We start from the raw sequence: 21,184 nt of genomic DNA on the forward strand, positions 1-21,184 counted from the left end.
AAAGTCGCTAGCCAGTTGTCTTAGCTTTTTTTATCCCGATATCCGCCGTAAGAAGAGCAGCCACCACCAAAGATACCACAGCTACAAGCGATAATGACCAACAGGATGAACAGAACAAGAATGAAACCGGAAGATGCCATTAAGAATAAAACCTCCTAGTAATTTAGAATACACTATAGATTATGCTTCTATGTTTGCAAGTGCTTGGACCTCTATCTCGTAGATAAGAGACTATTTGCAATCGTCATGCTAGGATGAATCTCCTGATAGGAAGAATGACAAGCCAGGCGCAAGCGGACAGAAGACCCCGTATAGGGGCCTTCTGTCCGCTTGCATATATTTAAAGAATTACATTCATCAGCATGCATGGAGGCATGATGCTTTATTAATTAGTAGTAACCTTTACCTGTACCTACGCCTCCAACTCCTGGGTAACCGCCGCCGCAGCCGCCACCCCAACCGCCTACAAATCCACAACCGCAGACGATGATCACCAGCAAGATGAACAGCACAAGAATTGAACCAACATTGTTAAAACCATGGCCAAGTCCTGACATAATTCACAACACCTCCTTACGTCTGGATATACTTTAATATATGAGCGGGAAGCGGATGTGCTTGGGTATTTGCCTCCGAGGCATTTAACCAATTCCATTTGTCCCTCCGGTACAGAGGTAAGGGGATGATCGACATTGGGGGCGGCGCCAGTCAGTATGATTGACCGGCAGGCACAACAAACAGAAGACCACGCCGAGGGGTCTTCTGTCAGCTGCATCTATTTAAAGGATTACATTCATCAGCATGCATGGAGGCAGTTGCTGCATGGATTAGTAGTAACCTTTACCTGTACCTACGCCTCCAACTCCTGGGTAACCGCCGCCGCAGCCGCCACCCCAACCGCCTACAAATCCGCAACCGCAGACGATGATCACCAGCAAGATGAACAGCACAAGAATTGAACCAACACTGTTAAAACCATGGCCAAGTCCTGACATAATTCACAACACCTCCTTACGTCTGGAGTATTCTTCAATATATGTGAGGGGAGGAGATATGCTTGGGTATTTGCCCCTCCGGTACAAAAGCCGGGGTATGAGATTTACCCATCCAGTTTAAAAGCAAAGGTCAGTTCCACTGATGGAACTGACCTTTACCAATTATACGAGCTTCCGGCGGATCGCGCCGGAAATAAGGTCAATGACGGTGATCATGACGATAATCCCAAGCAGGATAATTCCGACCCGGTCCCAATGGCGCGTGCTTAAAGCAAAGATGAGCGGCGTGCCGATTCCGCCAGCTCCGATAAAGCCAAGGATGGTCGCTGAACGGACGTTAATCTCGAACCGGTATAACGTATAGGACAAAAAGCTTGGCAGCACTTGCGGAAGCACGGCAAACCATAATTGCTGGAAGCGATTGGCGCCGGATGCTAGCAAGGCTTCGGAAGGACCGCGGTCGATACTCTCGATCTCTTCCGCATACAGCTTGCTAAGCATGCCGACGGAATGAATGCCGAGAGCAAGAACGCCTGCGAACGAGCCCGGACCTACGGCTTTGATAAAGAGGAGGGCCATAACCAGCTCGGGGAAGGTGCGCACAAAGCTCAGAACGACTTTTCCCGATCCCGAGATTGTCCGGAACCTGCTCATATTTCTGGCCGCCCAGAAGGCAAATGGGAAGCTGACCACCGCAGAAATAATCGTACCTAGAACGGAGATAGCCAGCGTATCCAGCAATCCCCGCAGTAAATCCTCGCCATCCGGCAAATAAACATAATCCCAATCGGGCTCAAAAAGTCCCGTCAGGATGGATTTCATAATGGTTCCGGCGGTTTCTTTAATGCCTGTAAAAGGTACGCCGCTGAATGCCCAGACATAGACAGCAAGCAGGGCGATATAGATCAGCCAGCGATAGGGACTTTTTTTCGGCTTTTGAATGATGATGTTATTCATAACAGTCTCTCCCTTAGCTTCGTGCTGGCATAGTCGATGACAAGAACTACCGCAAGCGTAAAGAGGATAATGACGCTTGTCTTGTCGTACTCCAGGAAGCCAAGCGTTGCTTCGTAATAAAGACCGATGCCGCCTGCGCCAACAAGACCCAATACGGCGGCGGCACGGACGTTAATCTCGAAGGTATAGAGTACAAAGGACATAAAGTTCGCCTGGATTTGCGGGACAACGCCGTACACGATTTTTTGCGCAAAGTTGCCTCCGGCTGCCGTTAAAGCTTCAAGAGGTCCGTGGTCGATTGTTTCAATCAGCTCGTAGGTCAGCTTGGAGATGAGGCCAACCGAGAACACGGTCAAAGCCAATATCCCGGGAATGGGACCCAAACCAAAGACGGACACGAAGATCGCGGCAAGAAGCAGGTCCGGTACCGTACGAACCAGATTAAGAAGAAATCGGGACGGATAATAAAGCCAACGGGAACGCGTCAGATTAGCCGCGCAAAGCAGGGAAACGGGAATAGACAATATCGCGCCAATCGTTGTGCCGATCAGTGCCATGCGAATCGTTTCCAGCATGCCGTGAACAATGTTGTCGAAGTAGCTCCAACGCGGCGGGAACATTTCCTTCAGCAGATCCCACATATTGGGCATGCCGGTAATAAGCTCGGGAAGGGAAGCTTCGGTTTGTTTGCTGCTTGCCCAGAGCAGAACAAGAATTAATACGATGGTCAAATAATGCTTGATCCGGCTTGGCGGCTTAGGACGCGCTGACTTTTGGGCCGTTGCCGGCTTGGTATTCACGTGATGACTCATACGACGACCTCTCCAAGCAGCTCATCCCGCTGGGGCGGGCGGCCATAAATTTCGGCAAACCGCTCGTCCGTCGCTTCCGCTACGGGACCGTCAAAGACGACCTCGCCTGCACGGAGGCCGATAATCCGGGTGGCATACGTTCTGGCCAGATCGATAAAATGGAGGTTCACGATCGTCGTAATGCCAAGCTCCTGATTGATCTTTTTCAAATCGTCCATAACTTGTTTGGTCGTTAGAGGATCCAAGGAAGCGACGGGCTCATCGGCCAAAATGATTTTTGCTTCCTGAGCCAGAACGCGGGCAATCGCGACGCGCTGCTGCTGGCCGCCGGACAGCTCATCCGCGCGGGAATACGCTTTTTCCATAATGTTAACCCGGCCAAGCGCTTCAAATGCCAGATCGATATCCTTCTGCGGGAATCGGCCGGTTAAGGTCCGGAGGGTAGAGTGATAGCCAACCCTTCCGGCTAATACATTGCGCAATACGGAAGATCTTTTGACCAGATTAAAGCTTTGGAAAATCATGCCGATATCCCGGCGGATTAATCGAAGCTTTTTGCCTTTTGCTTTTGTAATCGATTGACCGTTGATCAGGATATCGCCTTCGGAAATATCATGAAGCCGGTTAATGGAGCGGAGGAGGGTAGATTTGCCGGCGCCAGACAAACCGACAATCGCGATAAATTCTCCTTCTTGAATGGTCAAGTCGATATGGTTTAACCCTTTGGTCTGGTTCGGGTAAATTTTCGATACTTGGCGAAGCTCGATCATGGGAACCCATCCTTTTAGAAAGTTTCGGTAACGGGACAAGCCAGTACAAGCCGCGGGCGGCGTTGTACTGGCTTGTCCGATGCCTTAGTTGGCGTCAGTCGACGAGGACTGGAAGACTACTCGGTTTTTACTTTTTCGTTGTATTGGCGTACGATGTCAAATACGCTGTCATCCGATTTTACATAACCTTGGTGCGAGTATACGTCGAAAATAATTTGGTGACCTTCCGGGTCAGTACCGATATCGATGAAAGCTTGCTGAATTTTAGCGACCCAATCCGCATTCATGTCCGACCGAACGCTGATGGTATCGTTAGGAATTGGTTCCGTAAAAGTAAGGACGCGGGTATCTTCAAATACTTTCGGATAGTCCTTCGATACAAGCGTGCGTGCATCCTGGAAAATAGCAGCTGCATCCACGTCGCCGTTCAGAACGGCGAGAACGCCTTGGTCATGGCCTTTTACGGTAACCGGTTGAACGTCCTTCAGCGGGTCAAGACCTGCATCCATCAGCGCAGCAGCCGGCCATACAAATCCTGCAGAGGAAGTAACGTTTTGATAAGCGATCTTTTTGCCTTTCAGATCCGCAACCGTTTTGATTGGCGAATCTTTCTTCACGATAATCATCGACTTGTAGCTGTCTACCAGCTCCGTAGTAGGAGCGCCGGTAGCGTCGTCTACGCCAAAGCGTTGTGCTTGCAGCATAACTTCAGCTGCGCCTTTTTCTTTTGCCAGCACGTAAGCTGTTGGAGGCAGGAAGCCCACGTCTACTTTTTTCGAAGCCATAGCCTCGATGATCGTGTTGTAGTCGGTCGATACGCTTACTTTTACCGGAATGCCAAGCTTATCGCTAAGCAGCTTTTCAAGCGGCTTTGCTTTCGCTTCGAGCGTATCCGCGTTTTGCGAAGGAACGAATTGGACAGTCAGTTCAGTTGGCACATAACCTTCCGGAGCTTTGCTTTCTTCTGGCGTAGGAGCTATGGACGGCTCGGTTGAAGCTTCGTTTGCCGGGCTTGCAGAGTTCGCAGCATTGTTGCTTGCGTTCGAGTTGCTGTTGTTACCGCAGGCGCTAACCAGTAAAGCGAGCAGTAACAGTGGTAAGACGATCAGATGCAGTTTCTTCACTTCCAAAACCCTCCAAAAGTTTCTATATTTTTAATACTCGTCTACTATAGGTAATCACTATTAACGGTAGGTCAAAGCAGAGATAATTATTTGTAAATACGCATAAAGACATATCTTGCCGAATAGGGCTCTGTTACAATAGCGCTTATTGAAAGGAGAGGAAGACCTGACAGTGGAAAGAGAGAAATTGAGTTGCGTCATTCTGGTTACCAGCGATATTCACGGCTATATTCAACCGGTGGATTACCGGACAAGAGAAGAGATTCCTTCCGGACTTGCCAAGCTGGCTACGCTTATTAAAGAAGAGAAGATACAGTTTCCCAATCTGCTGCTTATCGATAATGGGGATATGCTGCAGGGATCGCCATTTGCCGCGTATGCGGCAGCGCATGCTTCCGGAATTCATCCGTGCATAGAAGTGATGAACAACCTGCAATATGATGCGGCCGTACCGGGGAATCACGAGTTTAATTATGGATTCGAGACGCTGAAGCGTGCTGTGGAGGCTTCTCGTTTCCCATGGATATCCTCCAGCATTCTATTTAAGGAGTCGGGAGAACCGGCATTGGGACGGCCGTATATAGTGAAGCGGATAGAGGACAAGCTGAAAGTGGTCATCCTTGGGGCTACGACGCATTATATTCCTCAATGGGAGAAGGCAAGCCATATCGAAGGGGTGGAATTCCGCGATGCTCTTGAAACCGTCAAAGCATGGGCGGCCTACATTCGGGAGCATGAGCATCCGGATCTTCTTATTGTCAGCTATCATGGAGGATTTGAACGCGATCTGGGCAATGGACAGGCCACCGAGCGGTTAACCGGAGAAAACCAGGCTTACGCCATTTGTACGGAGGTGCCCGGTATTGATGTACTGATCACCGGCCATCAGCATCGCTTGATCGCGGAGGAGCTGAACGGGGTGCTCGTCGTGCAGACGGGAAGCAATGGACAAGCCTTGGGGCAACTTACGATTGAGTTTGAGCATAGCGAGGACGGCTGGCGAATTGTTTCCAAGGCTGCCCGGCTGCTTAAGCCGGAAGCGGACACGGCTGCGGATAGGGAGGTAGAAGCCCTTACCGGAGATATGGAGAAAAAGACGCAAGAGTGGCTGGACCTGCCCATTGGTACTACGGAAGGGGATTTGGCCGTACGCGATCCATTTGAATGCCGCAGGGCACCGCATCCTTTTGTGCAATTTATACATCAGGTACAGCTTGAGTCGACTGGGGCGGAAATCTCCGCTGCGGCTTTGCTTAGCGAAGAGTCCAAGGGCTTTGGATCCGTCATTACGGTAAGGGATGTGCTGTCGGCTTTCGTATACCCAAACACGTTAACGGTTCTTCGGTTAACCGGGGAGGATATCCGCATGGCGCTTGAACAATCCGCGGCTTATTTCGAGCTTGGCGCGGATGGAAAACCAGGCATCAGCGAGGCTTATCTTCAACCTAAAGCCCAGCATTACAATTATGACATGTGGGCAGGAATTGAATATGACATTGATCTCTCATTACCTGTTGGCAAACGCGTTACTAGGCTAACCCGAAATGGCGAGGAACTGAGCATGACTGCTGAATACTCGGTCGTTATGAACAGTTACCGTGCTGGCGGCGGCGGAAATTTCGATATGTTCCGTGGAAAGGCCGTTCTCTATGAAGGTGCGGAAGATATGGCCGATTTAGCGATAGGGTATATCCGGTCGAAAGGGCGGCTGACGGCTTCGGATGATAGGAATTGGCGGTTATTGTGGTAGGAAACAGAAAGAGGGCGGCTCTTCTAACGAAGAGTGGCCCTCTTTTTTTGGCATTTATGTAAGCGTAAGCGCTTCAATGTGAACAAAACGAACATCATAGCAAATAAATTTGAAAGAGGGGCTTGAAAAACAAAATTAACATGTTATATTAAATAACATCAAGTTGAAACGATGAATGTAAGCTTACATTACGCGAACAACTGAATAGCCATTGTTCTCTAGGGTTCCGCAGCGATCTATTCCGCTGGCCTGGTCCGAGAGAGGACGCACAGCCAACAGGCTGTGTCCACGGAGGGAGAAAAGCCCGGGAGGATATGAATAATATCTTCCCGCGGCTTTTTTTATTCTCCAGGATCGAAACGCGTTCTGCCGCTTAAGGACGGCAAAGCCGTTTCGCCTTGATTGTCCAGAGATAGGGAGGAGTATGGAGATGAAACAAGAAATTACGCTGCGCCAATCACTTACGCTTGTTCAGGTCGTTGCGCTTGGTTTAGCCTGGATGACGCCAATGATTTACTTCTCGGTATTCGGAATCGCTTATGACGCTTCGAAGGGAATGATTACGGAAGCGTACTCGCTCTCCATTGTTGCCATCTTCTTTACGGCATACAGCTACAGCATTATGGCCAAGATCTTCCCGGGTTCAGGCTCCTCTTATACGTATGTTAAGAAATCGTTGCATCCTATTCCCGGCTTTACGGTAGGATGGGCGATTCTGCTCGATTACTTGTTCTCCCCGATTATTGCCTGCCTGACCTTCGGCATTTATCTGAATGCCCAATTCCCTGCGGTTCCTGCCTATGTGTGGATCATTCTGCTGAATATTATTCTGGCAGTCGTCAACATCGCGGGCATTAAATTCTCCGCCAGCTTAAGCAAGCTGTTTGTTCTCTTCCAGATCATTTTTATCGCCTTGTTCTGCGGATACCTGATGAAAGGCTTGTCTGGCGTGCATGACGTCGTTCTGCCATTCACCCACATGGATGCCGGATTGTCGACGCTGCTTGCGGGCGCTTCGCTGATCTGCTTCTCTTTCCTTGGCTTTGATACCGTATCGACCCTGTCTGAGGAAACGATCGACGCGAAAAAGACGATCCCAAGAGCGATTATGCTCATCATTCTGATTGCGAGTATCCTTTACATTACAACATCCGTCCTGATTCAGGTGAGATATCCTAACCTGACCTTTAATAATTTGGATGCAGCAGGCTTTGAGCTGATGAAGCTTGCGGGCGGGGCGGCGTTAGGGGCCATTTTTACGACCGTCTTGATATTTGCCATCTTCACGCAAGGGCTGACTTCCGTGACGAGCGTATCCCGTTTGATGTACGTGCTCGGCCGCGACTCGATTCTGCCGAAAAAGTTTTTTGGCGCCCTGCATCCCAAATACCGCACGCCAGTTAATAATATCGTGCTTGTATCCATCATTTCGCTGCTTGCACTTGTCATCAGTCTGGATATGGCCGTCAAATTCGTAAGCTTTGGTGCTCTAACCTCGTTTGCCTTTGTTAACATTTCTGTCATTGTAGAATGCTTTATTAAACGCAAACAGCGTTCGCTCAAGCAAACGTTCCAATATTTGATTTTCCCACTGATCGGAGCGTCGTTTATTATTTGGCTGATCACGCTGCTTGACTCTCAAGCGCTCCTTCTTGGCTGCATTTGGCTCGTTTTTGGCGTTACTTATTACCTGTTCCGCACTAGAAAGCTGCGCGCGGCGCAGGGAACGCCGTCAGCACCCATTTTCCCTGCATCGCCAGCGATCGAAACGGAATTCAAATAATTTTTATGTAATGTATATTGACACGGAAAATCAATCCACTTATACTTGGGCTATGTTAGCAATCATTACATCTGAATAAGCTCCGGAATTGCCGGAGCGAAAAAGCTGTCTAGGGTTCCGTTGACGGGTAACGTCAAGGCTGGTCCGAGAGACGGCGTATGGCGGAAGCTCATCGAAGCAGCCAGCCATATGACACGGAAGGACAAAAGCCTGGGAGATCATTCTCCCGGGCTTTTTTTATTCAAAGGGGGACATAACGATGAGCAGCATCTGGAAGACATCGATTCGCGCAGGGGAGAAATGGTCTGGTGCGGTAAGCAAAGGCAAGCTGATTCGTTTTACGGCTCTGGAAGCTGGCGCGAACCTGTCGATTATGCTTTTTAACGCAAAGGATTTGACGGAGCGCTACAACATGCCGGATTCGCTCAAGGCACAATATACGGCTCATTTGACGAGAGGACATACGCTTATGAGCGATAACGGAAGAGTGCTTGCAAGCATCGTGGAAGACAACCTGGGCTGGCATGATACGATTAGCGGCTACACGACAAGAGCTCTTACCGACCGCAAATATGGCAAGACGACCTACCAGGAGCTCCGGAATGAATGGCTCCGGTCAGGACAGGAGAACTTCGCCGTCGAGCTGACGCGCAACGGGCTTGGACTAAGAGATATGTCGCCGGTTGTGAATTTGTTCTCCAAGGTTTATGTGGATGACGATGGGCAAATGCATTATGAGCTAGGGCATTGCGAGGCTGGCGCATCGGTTGTGCTCCGTACCGAAATGGATGTTCTCATTGTTGTATCGAACACTCCTAACCCGCTGGATCCAAGAACGGAATACCCGGCCGTACCGGTTGGCATTGAAGTGTCGGCAGCCGAACCGGTGAACGAAGATGATTATTGCTTGAACTTCAGATCGGAGAATCGCAGAGCATTCGAGAATACGTGGAGTTACTATCAATTGCTGGAGCTTTAATAGACGGAATATTGCGAAAAGTTAATGCTTACGAAGCGTGAATTGCTTCGCAATTCATTAAGTTGACGCTTACGAAGTATAAATTGCTTCGCAATTTATTTTAGGAGGATACACCTATGGGAAGCTTTAACCGGGTAGAAAGCACGCGCTTGCCTGAGGCAGCGATATATAACGAAGTAGTACTTGCAGGGGATGGCTGGATGTATGATCTGGAGCCCGGTCAAGTGCTCCGCATCGTGGATCTGGAAGGGAATCAAGCGGCGGACACGTTGTTCTTCGATGCGGATAATCCGGAGGATCATTACAGCGCGGTTGCTACGATTACGAATCAGCAGAACATTTACCTGACGACGGGCTCGGTCCTGCTTGCGGAATCGGGCAAAGAGCTGGTGAAGATCGTTGCGGATACATGCGGCCGGCATGATACGGTTGGGGGCTCCTGTTCCGCGCAGAGCAATACGGTCCGTTACGCCCACGAGAAGCTGCACATGCATAACTGCCGGGATACGTTTATGCTGCAGTTGGCACAACGCGGCGAGCCTTACAACAAGCGCGATTTGGCGCCAAACGTCAACTTTTTCATGAATGTGCCGGTTACGCCGGAAGGCGGCTTGAAATTCGATGACGGCGTCTCCTCGCCGGGAGCTTACGTGGAAATGCAAGCCGTCGGACGGACTGCCGTACTGATCAGCAATTGTCCACAGCTTAACAATCCGTGTAATGCCTATAATCCGACGCCGATTCGCGTCTTGATCTGGAACGACTAGTCAGCTTGGGAGAAGGGGAGAGATTACGATGTTTACAAAAGTACTGATTGCCAACCGGGGAGCTATTGCGGTTCGAATTGAAAGAACCCTTCGCAAAATGGGAATTGCCTCCGTTGCCGTATATACGAAAGCCGACCAAGACAGCCTGCATGTGGATATGGCGGATGAAGCGGTGCTTCTAGGGGAAGGACCGGCAAAGGAAAGCTACCTGAACGCGGATCTCATTCTGCAGATTGCCAAAGATACCGGAGCGCAAGCCATCCATCCCGGTTACGGCTTCCTCAGCGAAAACGCGGATTTCGCCCGCGCATGCCGCGAGAACGGCATTGTCTTTATTGGACCTACTCCCGAGCAGATGGAGGCCTTTGGCCTTAAGCATTCCGCCCGCGAGCTGGCCGAGAAGGCCAATGTTCCGCTCCTGCCGGGTACTCCTCTTCTGACCGAGCTGGATGAAGCGGTTGCTCACGCTGCCGAGATCGGTTATCCCGTTATTCTGAAAAGCACGGCCGGCGGCGGGGGAATCGGCATGCGTGTGTGCGCCGATGAAGAAGCGCTGCGCGCTGCCTTCGATAGCGTGCGTCATCTGGCGGAAGCAAACTTTAAGAATGGCGGCATGTTCCTGGAGAAGTATATTGCGAAAGCGCGGCATGTGGAAGTGCAGATTTTCGGTAACGGTTATGGCGAGGTTGTAGCCCTCGGCGAACGGGACTGCTCGGTGCAGCGCCGCAACCAGAAGGTTGTCGAAGAAAGCCCGGCACCGCAATTCCCGGAAGACGTGCGGTCTGAAATTCTCGCTTGCGCGAAACGTCTTGCGGCAGAGGCGGGTTACCGCAGCGCAGGGACGGTTGAGTTCCTGTACGATCCATCCAGCTGCAAATTCTACTTCCTTGAGGTAAATACCCGCCTGCAGGTTGAGCATGGCGTAACGGAGGAAGTGCTAGGTCTTGATCTCGTAGAATGGATGGTGAAGGAAGCAGCGGGAGAACTGAATGGGCTGGAAGCTCTTGTTCCGGTGTCCAAGGGCCATAGTATTCAGGCCCGCATCTATGCGGAGGATTGCCTGCAAGGATTCCGTCCAAGCGCAGGTCAGCTCGATCAGGCGTTATTTTCCGGCGAAGCTCGTACGGAAACTTGGGTTCGCGACGGCATTACGGTAACAACGCTGTATGATCCAATGCTCGCTAAAGTCATTGTGCATGGCGAGAACCGTGAGGATGCCATTGCCAAGCTGAAGCAGGCTTTAAATGAGACGCGCTTCTATGGCATTACGACCAATCTGCAGTATGTTCAATCGCTGCTTGACGAGAACCAATTCGCTGCAGGCGATGTATACACGCAGCTGTTAAACGGTTTTGCCCCAACGGAATCCGCGCTTGAAGTGCTTGACGGCGGCATTCAGACGACGGTTCAGGACTTCCCGGGCCGGGTTGGCCATTGGGATGTAGGCGTGCCGCCATGCGGACCGATGGATCCGCTCGCTTTCCGGATTGGCAATAAGCTGCTTGGCAATGCCGATGAGGCGAGCGGTCTTGAACTGACGCTGCGCGGCGGCTCTTATAAATTCCGCGAGAGCATGCTGTTCTGCGTAACAGGCGCAGATATGAAGCCGGCTCTGGATGATGCTGCTGTTCCGATGTACACGCCGGTAAGAGCGGAACGCGGACAAGTGCTCAGCTTCGGAGAGTCGGAGGAGGGTCTGCGCACGTACCTCTTAATCGAAGGCGGATTTGATATGCCGCTTATTCTGGGCAGTGCGGCAACGTTTACGCTTGGAGGCTTTGGCGGTCATGGCGGACGCGCGCTGCGAACCGGGGATGTTCTTGGCGTGAACCGCCAACAAGGAACGGCTGAGAGCGTAGTGAAGGAGCCGCTTCCGACGAAGCTGCGGCCGGCTATTTCCCGCGAGTGGACGATTGGCGTTATTCCGGGGCCGCATTGCACAAGCGAGTTTTTGAAGCCTGAATATTTGGAACAGCTTGCGAATACAAGCTTTGAGGTCCACTTCAACAGCTCGAGAACCGGAGTGCGCCTAATTGGTCCGGCTCCGCTGTGGGAGAGAGAAGACGGAGGGGAAGCGGGGCTTCATCCATCCAACATTCACGATAATGCCTATGCGGTCGGAACGCTTGACTTGACCGGCGATATGCCGATCCTGCTTGGCCCGGACGGTCCTAGCCTTGGCGGCTTCGTCTGCCCGGTAACGACGGCATCCGCCGAGTTCTGGAAGCTGGGACAGCTCCATCCCGGCGATAAAGTACGCTTCCAGCTCGTAACGCTGGAAGAAGCCGAAGAGCTTCGCAAGCAGCAGGAGGAACTGCTGGATGCGATTGAGCAAGGTGATGCCAATGAGCTTCAAGCTGGCCGATTGCCGTCGGTACATGCAGCCTTTTCGCCTGAGTATCCGGTTCTGTACCGCGAGGAGGCAGGGCGCAAGTTCCCGATTACCATCCGCTGCAGCGGCGACGAGAATCTTCTTGTCGAATATGGCTCCCTGGAGCTGGATCTTCTGCTTCGCTTCCAGGTGCATGCTCTTATAGAAGCTATTCGTGACAATGGCATTATTCCGGTGCTAGATCTAACGCCGGGCGTCCGTTCGGTGCAGGTGCATATTGACGCCGCGCGGATGAGCGTCCGCGAAGCGGCCAAACAGCTGCTTGCCATTGACAGCAGCCTGCCGCCGCTCGAATCGATCCGTGTTCCGTCCCGCATTGTCCGTCTTCCGTTATCATGGGATGATCCGGCTACGCAGCTTGCGATTGACCGCTACCAGCAAAATGTTCGTCCGGATGCGCCTTGGTGCCCGAGCAACCTGGAGTTTATCCGCCGCGTGAACGGCCTTGACAGTATTGACGATGTTCAGCGCATTGTATTTGACGCCAGTTACTTGGTGCTTGGTCTTGGCGATGTCTATCTTGGCGCCCCGCTTGCTACGCCAATCGATCCGCGTCACCGGCTTGTGACAACGAAGTACAATCCTGCCCGCACATGGACACCGGAGAATGCCGTTGGTATCGGCGGAGCTTATATGTGCGTATACGGCATGGAAGGGCCCGGCGGCTACCAGTTTGTTGGCCGCACGATTCAAATGTGGAACAAGCTGCGTTCGACGGAAAGCTTTAAATCCGGCAAGCCGTGGCTGCTCCGTTTCTTCGATCAGATTCAATTCTATCCGGTTACGGCTGAGGAGCTGTTGCAGTTGAGGGAGGATTTCCCGCGCGGCAGGTTCGAGGCGGATATTACGGAAACAACGTTTGACCTTGGCGAGTATCTGCAATTCCTGGATTCCATCGAGGAGAGCGCGGATAAGTTCCGAAGCCAGCAGCAGTTAGCCTTTAATGAAGAAAGAGAGCGCTGGAAGGAGCTTGGACTTGCCGAGTACGTGTCGGAGCAGGATTCCGCGAAGCCGGTCAGCGACGAAGAGCTGCCTTCTGACGTGGATGCCATGAAATGCTCCATGCCGGGCAGCGTATGGAAGGTGCTTGTCAATCCGGGCGATTCCATCAAGAAAGGCGATACGCTTATTATCGTAGAATCGATGAAAATGGAGTTCTCGCAAAATGCTCCGTTTGACGGCATCATTCATTCCGTGCATGTCAAGCCGGGTGACGGCGTTAATGCCGGCCAATTAATTGTTGGCATTTCGAAACTAGCGGAAAGAGAGCTGACCCGCATATGAGCGAATTTCAATCGATAATGACTATTTCCTGGCTTCGCGAGCAATACACGAAAGGTACGCTTACGCCATCGGAAGTTATTCATTCCATTATTGAACGTGCCGAAGCCGATCGAGAAAAACATATTTGGATCACGCCGCCGTCGCTGGCATACATCCAGCGCTGCCTGGACCGGTTGAATGAGCTGGACCGTACGTTGCTGCCGCTGTGGGGGATCCCGTTTGCGGTAAAAGATAACATCGACGTTGCCGGCATGCCCACAACGGCCGGCTGCGAGGAATACTCGTATCTGCCTTCGGAGCATGCAGCGGTCGTGGAACGTCTTATCCATGCCGGCGCAATCCCTGTCGGCAAAACCAATCTCGACCAGTTCGCAACCGGACTGGTCGGGACCAGAAGCCCTTACGGCGATACGCATAATGCGCTGCGCCCGGAGCTTATCAGCGGCGGCTCCAGCTCCGGCTCGGCCGTGGCGGTCGCCTTGGGGCAAGCGGTATTTTCCCTCGGCACGGATACGGCCGGTTCCGGCAGGGTACCTGCCGCTCTCAACAATCTGGTTGGCCTAAAACCAAGCGTTGGCGCATGGCCGAGCAAAGGAGTTGTTCCGGCTTGCGAGAGTCTGGATTGCGTGACGGTATTTGCCCATACACTCGAAGATGCGGAGCTGGTTGACCAGGTGGTCCGCGGTATTCAGCCGGATGATCCTTGGTCGAAGGAGATAACGGTTGGCGAACGCAAGCTTCCCGCAAAGCTGCTTCTTCCGGATGGGCCTTTGACCTTCTATGGTCCGTTTGCCGATTCGTACCGCTTGGCTTGGGACAAATCCGTAAACAAGCTGAAGGCTCTAAAGCTCCCCGTTGAATACGTAGATATTCAGTTATTCCAAGCTGCGGCCGCCTTATTATATGAAGGTCCGTGGGTGGCCGAGCGCTGGTCGGCGCTGGGGAGTTTTATTGAAGCCCATCCGGGTGTTACGTTCCCGGTAACGGAGAAGGTACTCCGCGGCGCGACCAAGCCGGAATTTGACGCGGCATCCGTGTTTACCGCCTTTCACAAGCTGCAAAGTTATAAGCTTGAAGCCAAAAAGCTGTTTCAAGACGCGGTGCTCGTCATGCCGACAGCAGGCGGGACGTGGACGCGTGGACAAGTGGCGGCTGACCCGATCGGCACGAATAGCGCGATGGGGCTGTATACGAACCACTGCAACCTGCTCGATCTGAGCGCTCTTGCCGTTCCATTCGGCGCTGCGGCTTCGGAATTGCCGTTTGGCATAACGCTGTTTGCCGGGTCAGGCGAGGAAGGCATGCTATTTCAGCTAGCCGAGATCATTCGTACGGCGCAAGAACCACAGCCTTCTACGCTTGTAGCCGTATGCGGCCTTCATATGAGAGGTCTGCCGCTCGAACGCCAGATGCTGGAGCATGGGGCAGTTTTTGTCCGCGAGGACCGGACGTCACCGTCATATAAGCTGATGAAGCTGCAGACGGTCCCTCCAAAACCGGGACTTCTGAAGCTGGCGCAAGGCGGGGCGTCCATTGAAGTAGAAGTATGGGAGATGCCGATTGCCACATTTGGAGCCTTTACCGCTGCTATTCCGGCGCCGCTTGGGATTGGCAAAGTTGAGCTCGCAGATGGCAGCATCGTACCAGGCTTTATCTGCGAGGCTTACGGAACGGTTGATGCCGAGGACATTACTGCCTATGGAGGCTGGAGAAAAGCGATTACCGCCATGGCTGAAGCGAAGGCTGAAGCAGCACTTTAGCTCGTTTGACTCCAAGAATAGCCAACTATTATAATTTAAGAAGACAGACGCACTTATCCTTGATGGAAAGTGCGTTTTCTTTTTCCGGGAGGGGAGACTCGTCATGAATCATGTTTATATTATTTCCGGTCCGGCAGGAGTAGGGAAGTCCACGACATCGAAGCAGCTTGTGCAACGCTTCTCGAATTCTGCGTATATTTCCGGTGACTATATTAGCCATCTGCATGTAAAAGGTAGGCATAAGCCTTGGGAGAGCAAAGAAGAACTTGCGCTTATTTGGACAAACCTATTGGCTTTGACTCGCAACTTTCTTGCTCAAGGTATTGATGTCGTTATCGACTATGTGACTTTTCCGAATGAAGCGTTATGGTTGAAGGAACAGCTGAGAGGGACCTTGGCGAACGTTTCCTATGTAGTGCTATGGACGGATCTGGAAACGCTGCTTACCCGGGATCAAACACGGCTTCCCGAGAATCGGATGGGAGAACGCTGCTTAATATTAATGAACGAATTCCTTGAATCGGGCGTGGAGGAACGGCATATTGTAAATAACAACAGCCGCTCTATTGAACAGGTCATAGAGATGATTATCTCAGGCGAACGGTATATAATGTAGGTAGGGCATGCATAATGAGGTGACTAATGAGAGGTCTGGAAGTTATTTATACTTATACGGAAAGGCTTGATCAGTATACAATAGAACAATTACGTTACCGGATAAAGCCCGGAGCCTGGTCCCTCGGTCAGGTCTATTCGCATATCGTTGATGTTGCTCTCGAATATCTGGACAATATCAGGCAATGCGAAGAGTCCTGCAGTGAGCAGCCGCTCGGCAAAACGTTAGCAGGGGAGAGATTGTTCGAGGAGGGCGCTTTCCCGCCGGTTAAGATCAAACTGCCGGAAGGCATGGAGTACAGTCCAAACGACTCGAAAAATAAAGAAGATCATCTTCGTGATTTGAATCAATTAATAGAGAACATGAAAGCCTGGGATTTGCGGATTGCCGCCATACATCCCTTATATAAAGTGAGACATGGCGGATTCGGCTGGTTGAATGCCAGAGAGTGGCATGATCTGATTGAGATGCATACCCGTCATCATTTACGACAAATAAAGGAGATCGAAGAACGATGGAACAAAGTGATAGTCGACAGGTGAGCAGAATATGAGGGGGCTAATTGGTCCGGACAGACGTATCGCAGACCTGGTCAAACAAGTCGATCATCGCGTCCTGGCTTTATGGGCGGCGGATTGTGCCGATCGAGCCCGTCCATGCTTCGAAATTATCCTCACCGAGGATAACCGGATGCAGGAGGCTATTCTTGCAGCCCGCGCCTGGTCGCGCGGCGAGCTTCCGATGTCCTCTGCACGCAAAGCGGCTACTGCCGCGCATACCGCTGCGCGCGATGTCATTGCCGCGAGCAGCGCAGCATCCCGCGCCGCACGGGCAGCCGGACACGCTGCCGCAACTGCCCATGTTGCCAGTCACGCGGTACATGCGGCGTCTTATGCGGCTACGGCCATCCGCGATCTGGCGGATAAAGCGCAAGCCAAGCTGATCGCCGATCAGGAGCGGGAATGGCAGTATATGCGCCTTGTTGAATTGCTTGAGCAACTAAGATAAAGACTTCTATTTTGAATCTACAATGTTAAGACAAAGGGGCATTCGAACGTGCAGATCGGCGAAATTCAAGAAATATACCGATATCCGGTGAAATCGTTTGCAGGTGAGAAGCTTGAGGATTGCTTTATCGAAGAGTACGGCATGCTCGGAGACAGGTTTGTCACCTTTTACGATGAGACGAAAAAGGATTGGTATAAATACATAACGGCAAGGAACATTCCCAATCTATTGAACTATAAGGCGACGTTCCAAGAAGGGGGAATCCGGATTACGGGACCAGACGGATCAGAGTACGGCTGGGATGAACGGTTGCTGGGAGAGATCCAAAGCCAGACGAATACAAGGCTGACGATGTCGGCCATGAAAGAAGCGCATCCCGAGCATCCGCAGCTGCTTTCCGTGGACGGAGCGAGTATTCTGATCATTACGGACAGCTCCTTGAACAAGCTTCAGCAGACCTGGGGCAAGGAGCTTGACGAGCGTCGTTTCCGTGCCAACTTCGTAGTTAAGGTCGCAGATGATTCGTTTACCGAAGGAGATTGGATCGGCCGCAGGCTGACGATTGGAGAGGTGCAGCTGCAGGTGGACAGCTACTGCCAGCGCTGCGTGCTCATTACGATGAATCCGGATACCCAGGTAAAGGACCCGACTTTGCTGCGAAAAGTGAATGAAGAGTTTAATTTGCATTTTGGCGTATATGCTTCTGTCGTCAAGACCGGAACAATCAAGCAAGGGGATAAGGTGTTGCTGGATTAAGCCTTCAATAACAGAAAGAAACCGTGGACCTCAGGTCCACGGTTTCTTTCTGTTATTGAACATATTTCCCATGCTGCGGAACTGCAAGGATATCGAAATTGCGGGTCAGATTATCCAGGCCGCTCGCGAGCAAGTCTCCCTTTATCGGCATCCCGTGCCCAGTGACGGCAAAGGCTGGCTTTAAAGCCGCCAGCTTGCGGACCGATTCGGCAGCCGCCTTCCAGTCCGTCGTTAAATAACGGGGTGGACCGTTTAATTCAACATCTTGCGTAATGACGCTCCACAGCGATTCTTGCTTGACGGTTACGAAAACATCTCCGGCTAGTAAGGTTCGGTCGCTGTCCCGGAAGAAAGATACATGTCCGGGTGAATGACCAGGCGTATGGAGCCAACGCCACCCCGCAAGATGGGGAACCGAGCCGTCTTCCGGCAGGGTCGTTAGATGATGACCCAGGTTGATCGCATCTACAGGAAACAAGGGGGAGAGCTTCGCTACCAGTCCGCTATCCACAGAAGGGTCAGGATCCGGGTAATTGCGTTGGCCCGTGAGGTAGGGCAGCTCATACGGATGGGCATAAACAGGCACGTTCCAATGTTCGACCAGTTCCACAATCGATCCGACATGATCGAAGTGACCGTGAGTAAGAAGGATAGCTTCAGGCCTTGCGCCTGGTCCAAAGCGCTCTTCTGCTTCCCCGATAATGGTATCGGCCGCATGCGGCATGCCGGCATCGACGAGAACCCAGTTTTTTTGCCCGGGCATACCTATAAAACAGACATTTACGATCTGGACGGTCAGACAATGCAAGTCGGGAAGAACCTCTTGGCCCGCTCCGCTTTTAATTGAAGTAAAGGGGAGATAATGATAATCCTCGCCATAGGACATATCTTCATGTTCGTGCACGGGAATCCCTCGCTTTCATGATTGATCGTAATTTGTCCTATTCCCCGGCAAATCATTACCATCGAATGAAATACTCTCCTGATACACATGCTATTAGCGCTTGAGCCAACTTAAGGTGGTTTCACCCGACAACGATTAATCAACTCTTGACTGGTTCAGGAGAGGAAATTCCGGGTAATGCTGGAATAGATCATGCTCCGCTCGACGAATCGGTTAAGCATGCCAATCCGCATCATTACATAGTTGGAGCGCAAAGCTCGTTGCCAGTTGATGCAGGAGGCAATCCATGGCTTGGCAATTATGTTTACAATCATGGTAATTTGATTGCCGATCTTCTGGACAATCTGGTGCTTGAGCTCCCGGGCTGACGGACATGGGCAGGTAGAAGAAAGAAAGGAAGGGATCGATCGCGATAAGCGGCTGGTCCCTTTTGTAATAGAAATGGAAGGAGGAACCCGCTTGGAAATTTTTATTATCGTACTGGTCATGCTTGTCCTCATTGGCGTGTCCAATGTCATTTATCGCTTTATTCCATTCGTTCCGGTTCCGCTTATCCAGATAGCGCTAGGAGCCGTTATTGCCGTTATTCCGATTGGGTTTCATCTGCATCTGGAGCCGGAACTATTCTTTATCCTGTTCATCGCTCCGCTATTGTACAACGACGGTAGAAACACTCCGCGCGATGAGCTGTGGAGGCTGCGCGCTCCCATATTGCTGCTGTCCGTAGGGCTGGTGTTCGCAACGGTTGTTGTAGTCGGGTATACGATTCATTGGATGATACCGACAATTCCTATTGCTGCAGCTTTCGGTCTTGCGGCTATTTTGTCTCCAACGGATGCGGTTGCCGTAGGCGCGTTGGCCGGACGGATTCAGCTGCCCAAAAGCTTGATGCGTTTATTGGAAGGCGAAGCTTTGATGAACGATGCCTCCGGTCTTGTTGCGTTCAAATTCGCCATCGCAGCAGCGATGACGGGAGTATTCTCGCTGCACAAAGCAACGTTCAGCTTTATTGTGATTGCCGTTGGCGGTCTGCTGATTGGGGCAGTGCTTGCTTTTCTCATTATCGGAATCCGGCAGCTGCTTAGAAGGGCAGGACTGGAAGACGAGACGATGCATATGCTGCTGCAGCTCGTTACGCCGTTTCTGCTTTATCTTATCGCGGAGGAGCTGGGCGTATCCGGTATCCTTGCGGCGGTTGCGGGCGGGATTGTCCATGCCATCGAGGATGACCGGGTTGATCACAGCATGCCAAGGATGAAGGCTGTATCGGTAAATACGTGGTCGGTTATCCTGTTTATTTTGAACGGGCTTGTTTTTGTTATTTTAGGGCTTCAAATCCCGCAGGTTACCTCGGTGATCTTTAAGGATCCCAATTTTAATAACGGGGTCGTCATCGGTTACGCGATCGTTATTTTTGTGCTGCTGCTTGTGCTTCGATTCGTCTGGACCTTTCTGTTCACCTGGTTTGGCAAAGATAAGCTCAGTCTCAAAGTCATCGTTCTGACGACGGTTTCCGGTGTACGGGGAGCCGTTACGCTTGCCGGTGCTTTTTCGATTCCGCTAGTGCTGAACAACAGCGATCCGTTCCCTCAAAGAGATTTAATTATTTTTCTTGCCGCCTTTATTATTCTGTTGTCGCTTTTGTTGGCCAGCATTCTGCTGCCACTCATTGCGAAAAAAAGGATTCTCGCGGACGAATCCGAGAAGGCCCATGAGGAGAGGGAATGGCAAATGAAAGTGATGGGTGCGGCTATCCGTCATTTGGAACGCGTAACCCATGAGGCGAACGAAGAGGCGATCGAGTCCGTCATTGCCGAGTACCGCAGGATGATCCTGGAGCTGGAGATGCGCGAGAACCAGAACAGACCGCTGCCCCGCCGCCGTCAGCAGGAACTGGAAATGCGGATTGTGGCGCTCGATATCGAGAGGAAATATGTGAACGAGCAGCTGGAGAAGGGCAGCATCAGCGAGAAGCATGCGAATTTCTACTATAAAATGCTGGATCAGATCGAGCTTATCTTGGCTAATCGGCTCCATCTATGGCGTATGGTATTGAAGGGAATATGGAGCAAAGTGAAAGCGAACTTCACAAGCGCAGGCCGAAAACTAGCGTTCTCCGAGGCCGATATTGCAACGCTTCGCGGACTTAGACTGCAATGCTCCGAGGCGGTCCTTGAAGAGATGGATGCCAGGTGCCAGCCCGATACAAAAGACGATCCGACGGAATGCGTAACGGCGTATTATCATCAGATTATTAAAAGGATGAAGGCGATGCCGATCCATTCGAGGAATAAGACCCAAGACTTTAATGAAGCGCGAAAAGAGCTGCACTGGATTGCGATCCAGGCCGAAAGGGATGAAGTTCAAACCTTGTACGAGAAAGGAACCATCGACCGGGAGCTGGCTTCCAATCTGCGGCGGCATATCCGGGACCGCGAAGCCGCTATGTACGAAGAAGATGAAATCGGTTAATCTTAAAGTTGTGCTGTATTTTGCACAGTATACTTTAAGATTGAAGGAGAGATGT

The 21,184-nt window shown here is 51.5% G+C and carries 19 protein-coding genes, 1 pseudogene and 2 riboswitches; of the genes and pseudogenes, 12 read left to right on the top strand and 8 right to left on the bottom strand.

Annotated features, from left to right (window positions below):
* Positions 1–20: 20 nt before the first annotated feature.
* The 7 genes from yjcZ to WFJ73_RS11455 form a co-directional block, all read right to left on the bottom strand.
* The gene (yjcZ, locus tag WFJ73_RS11425) at positions 21–140 is read right to left on the bottom strand and encodes a sporulation protein YjcZ (RefSeq protein ID WP_127496725.1); all 120 of its coding nucleotides are present in this window, start codon (positions 138–140) and stop codon (positions 21–23) included.
* 249 nt (positions 141–389) lie between these two features.
* Positions 390–557: a hypothetical protein gene (locus WFJ73_RS11430; protein ID WP_015844391.1), complete on the bottom strand. Its 168-nt coding sequence runs from the start codon at positions 555–557 to the stop codon at positions 390–392.
* Positions 558–827: 270 nt separating this feature from the next.
* Positions 828–995, bottom strand: coding sequence for a hypothetical protein (locus WFJ73_RS11435; protein WP_164775558.1), 168 nt, complete (start codon positions 993–995; stop codon positions 828–830).
* Positions 996–1,157: 162 nt separating this feature from the next.
* A complete protein-coding gene (gene phnE / locus WFJ73_RS11440; protein WP_336773178.1) occupies positions 1,158–1,952 on the bottom strand; it encodes a phosphonate ABC transporter, permease protein PhnE in 795 nt (264 codons plus the stop codon).
* On the bottom strand, positions 1,949–2,764 hold the full coding sequence (gene phnE, locus WFJ73_RS11445; RefSeq protein ID WP_336773179.1) for a phosphonate ABC transporter, permease protein PhnE: 816 nt from the start codon (positions 2,762–2,764) through the stop codon (positions 1,949–1,951). Before phnE (WFJ73_RS11445) ends, phnE (WFJ73_RS11440) begins: the two co-directional genes overlap by 4 nt.
* Positions 2,761–3,534 (bottom strand): phosphonate ABC transporter ATP-binding protein, encoded by a 774-nt coding sequence (gene phnC, locus WFJ73_RS11450; RefSeq protein WP_336773180.1) that lies wholly within the window; start codon positions 3,532–3,534, stop codon positions 2,761–2,763. Before phnC ends, phnE (WFJ73_RS11445) begins: the two co-directional genes overlap by 4 nt.
* Positions 3,535–3,650: 116 nt before the next feature.
* Positions 3,651–4,658 (bottom strand): phosphate/phosphite/phosphonate ABC transporter substrate-binding protein, encoded by a 1,008-nt coding sequence (locus WFJ73_RS11455; protein ID WP_336773181.1) that lies wholly within the window; start codon positions 4,656–4,658, stop codon positions 3,651–3,653.
* Positions 4,659–4,830: 172 nt separating this feature from the next.
* Between WFJ73_RS11455 and WFJ73_RS11460 the strand changes: the two genes are divergently transcribed.
* The 10 genes from WFJ73_RS11460 (at position 4,831) to WFJ73_RS11505 (ending at position 17,753) form a co-directional block, all read left to right on the top strand.
* Positions 4,831–6,408, top strand: coding sequence for a bifunctional metallophosphatase/5'-nucleotidase (locus WFJ73_RS11460; protein WP_336773182.1), 1,578 nt, complete (start codon positions 4,831–4,833; stop codon positions 6,406–6,408).
* Positions 6,409–6,615: 207 nt separating this feature from the next.
* Positions 6,616–6,721: riboswitch (guanidine-I (ykkC/yxkD leader) on the top strand.
* A gap of 117 nt (positions 6,722–6,838) precedes the next feature.
* Positions 6,839–8,191: an APC family permease gene (locus tag WFJ73_RS11465; protein WP_336773183.1), complete on the top strand. Its 1,353-nt coding sequence runs from the start codon at positions 6,839–6,841 to the stop codon at positions 8,189–8,191.
* Between the two features lie 98 nt (positions 8,192–8,289).
* Positions 8,290–8,410: riboswitch (guanidine-I (ykkC/yxkD leader) on the top strand.
* A gap of 40 nt (positions 8,411–8,450) precedes the next feature.
* Positions 8,451–9,170, top strand: coding sequence for an urea amidolyase associated protein UAAP1 (locus WFJ73_RS11470; RefSeq protein ID WP_336773184.1), 720 nt, complete (start codon positions 8,451–8,453; stop codon positions 9,168–9,170).
* A 116-nt stretch (positions 9,171–9,286) separates the two neighbouring features.
* Positions 9,287–9,937 (top strand): urea amidolyase associated protein UAAP2, encoded by a 651-nt coding sequence (locus WFJ73_RS11475; RefSeq protein WP_336773185.1) that lies wholly within the window; start codon positions 9,287–9,289, stop codon positions 9,935–9,937.
* Positions 9,938–9,965: 28 nt separating this feature from the next.
* On the top strand, positions 9,966–13,613 hold the full coding sequence (gene uca / locus WFJ73_RS11480) for an urea carboxylase (RefSeq protein ID WP_336773186.1): 3,648 nt from the start codon (positions 9,966–9,968) through the stop codon (positions 13,611–13,613).
* Positions 13,610–15,373 carry an allophanate hydrolase gene (gene atzF, locus WFJ73_RS11485; RefSeq protein WP_336773187.1) on the top strand — a complete coding sequence of 588 codons (1,764 nt, stop codon included), beginning with the start codon at positions 13,610–13,612 and terminating at the stop codon, positions 15,371–15,373. Before uca ends, atzF begins: the two co-directional genes overlap by 4 nt.
* Before the next feature lie 103 nt (positions 15,374–15,476).
* On the top strand, positions 15,477–15,989 hold the full coding sequence (locus tag WFJ73_RS11490) for an AAA family ATPase (RefSeq protein ID WP_336773188.1): 513 nt from the start codon (positions 15,477–15,479) through the stop codon (positions 15,987–15,989).
* Positions 15,990–16,015: 26 nt separating this feature from the next.
* Complete coding sequence (locus WFJ73_RS11495; RefSeq protein WP_336773189.1) at positions 16,016–16,531, top strand: DinB family protein; 516 nt, start codon at positions 16,016–16,018, stop codon at positions 16,529–16,531.
* A 7-nt stretch (positions 16,532–16,538) separates the two neighbouring features.
* Positions 16,539–16,997, top strand: a complete 459-nt coding sequence (locus tag WFJ73_RS11500) for a putative immunity protein (RefSeq protein WP_336773190.1) — start codon at positions 16,539–16,541, stop codon at positions 16,995–16,997.
* Between the two features lie 48 nt (positions 16,998–17,045).
* Positions 17,046–17,753 carry an MOSC domain-containing protein gene (locus WFJ73_RS11505; RefSeq protein WP_336773191.1) on the top strand — a complete coding sequence of 236 codons (708 nt, stop codon included), beginning with the start codon at positions 17,046–17,048 and terminating at the stop codon, positions 17,751–17,753.
* A 52-nt stretch (positions 17,754–17,805) separates the two neighbouring features.
* On the opposite strand, the gene WFJ73_RS11510 is transcribed toward WFJ73_RS11505, so the two are convergent.
* Positions 17,806–18,639, bottom strand: a complete 834-nt coding sequence (locus WFJ73_RS11510; protein ID WP_336773574.1) for an MBL fold metallo-hydrolase — start codon at positions 18,637–18,639, stop codon at positions 17,806–17,808.
* A gap of 149 nt (positions 18,640–18,788) precedes the next feature.
* Here WFJ73_RS11510 and WFJ73_RS11515 point away from each other — a divergent pair.
* Both WFJ73_RS11515 and WFJ73_RS11520 read left to right on the top strand, forming a co-directional pair.
* Positions 18,789–19,022 (top strand): annotated as a pseudogene (locus WFJ73_RS11515) (manganese catalase family protein); the annotation flags it as partial.
* A gap of 94 nt (positions 19,023–19,116) precedes the next feature.
* Entirely contained in the window at positions 19,117–21,129 is a 2,013-nt protein-coding gene (locus WFJ73_RS11520; protein ID WP_336773192.1) for a Na+/H+ antiporter, read from the top strand.
* Positions 21,130–21,184: the final 55 nt, after the last annotated feature.

It is taken from the genome of Paenibacillus sp. MMO-58, from assembly GCF_037146255.1.
GTDB lineage: Bacteria > Bacillota > Bacilli > Paenibacillales > Paenibacillaceae > Pristimantibacillus.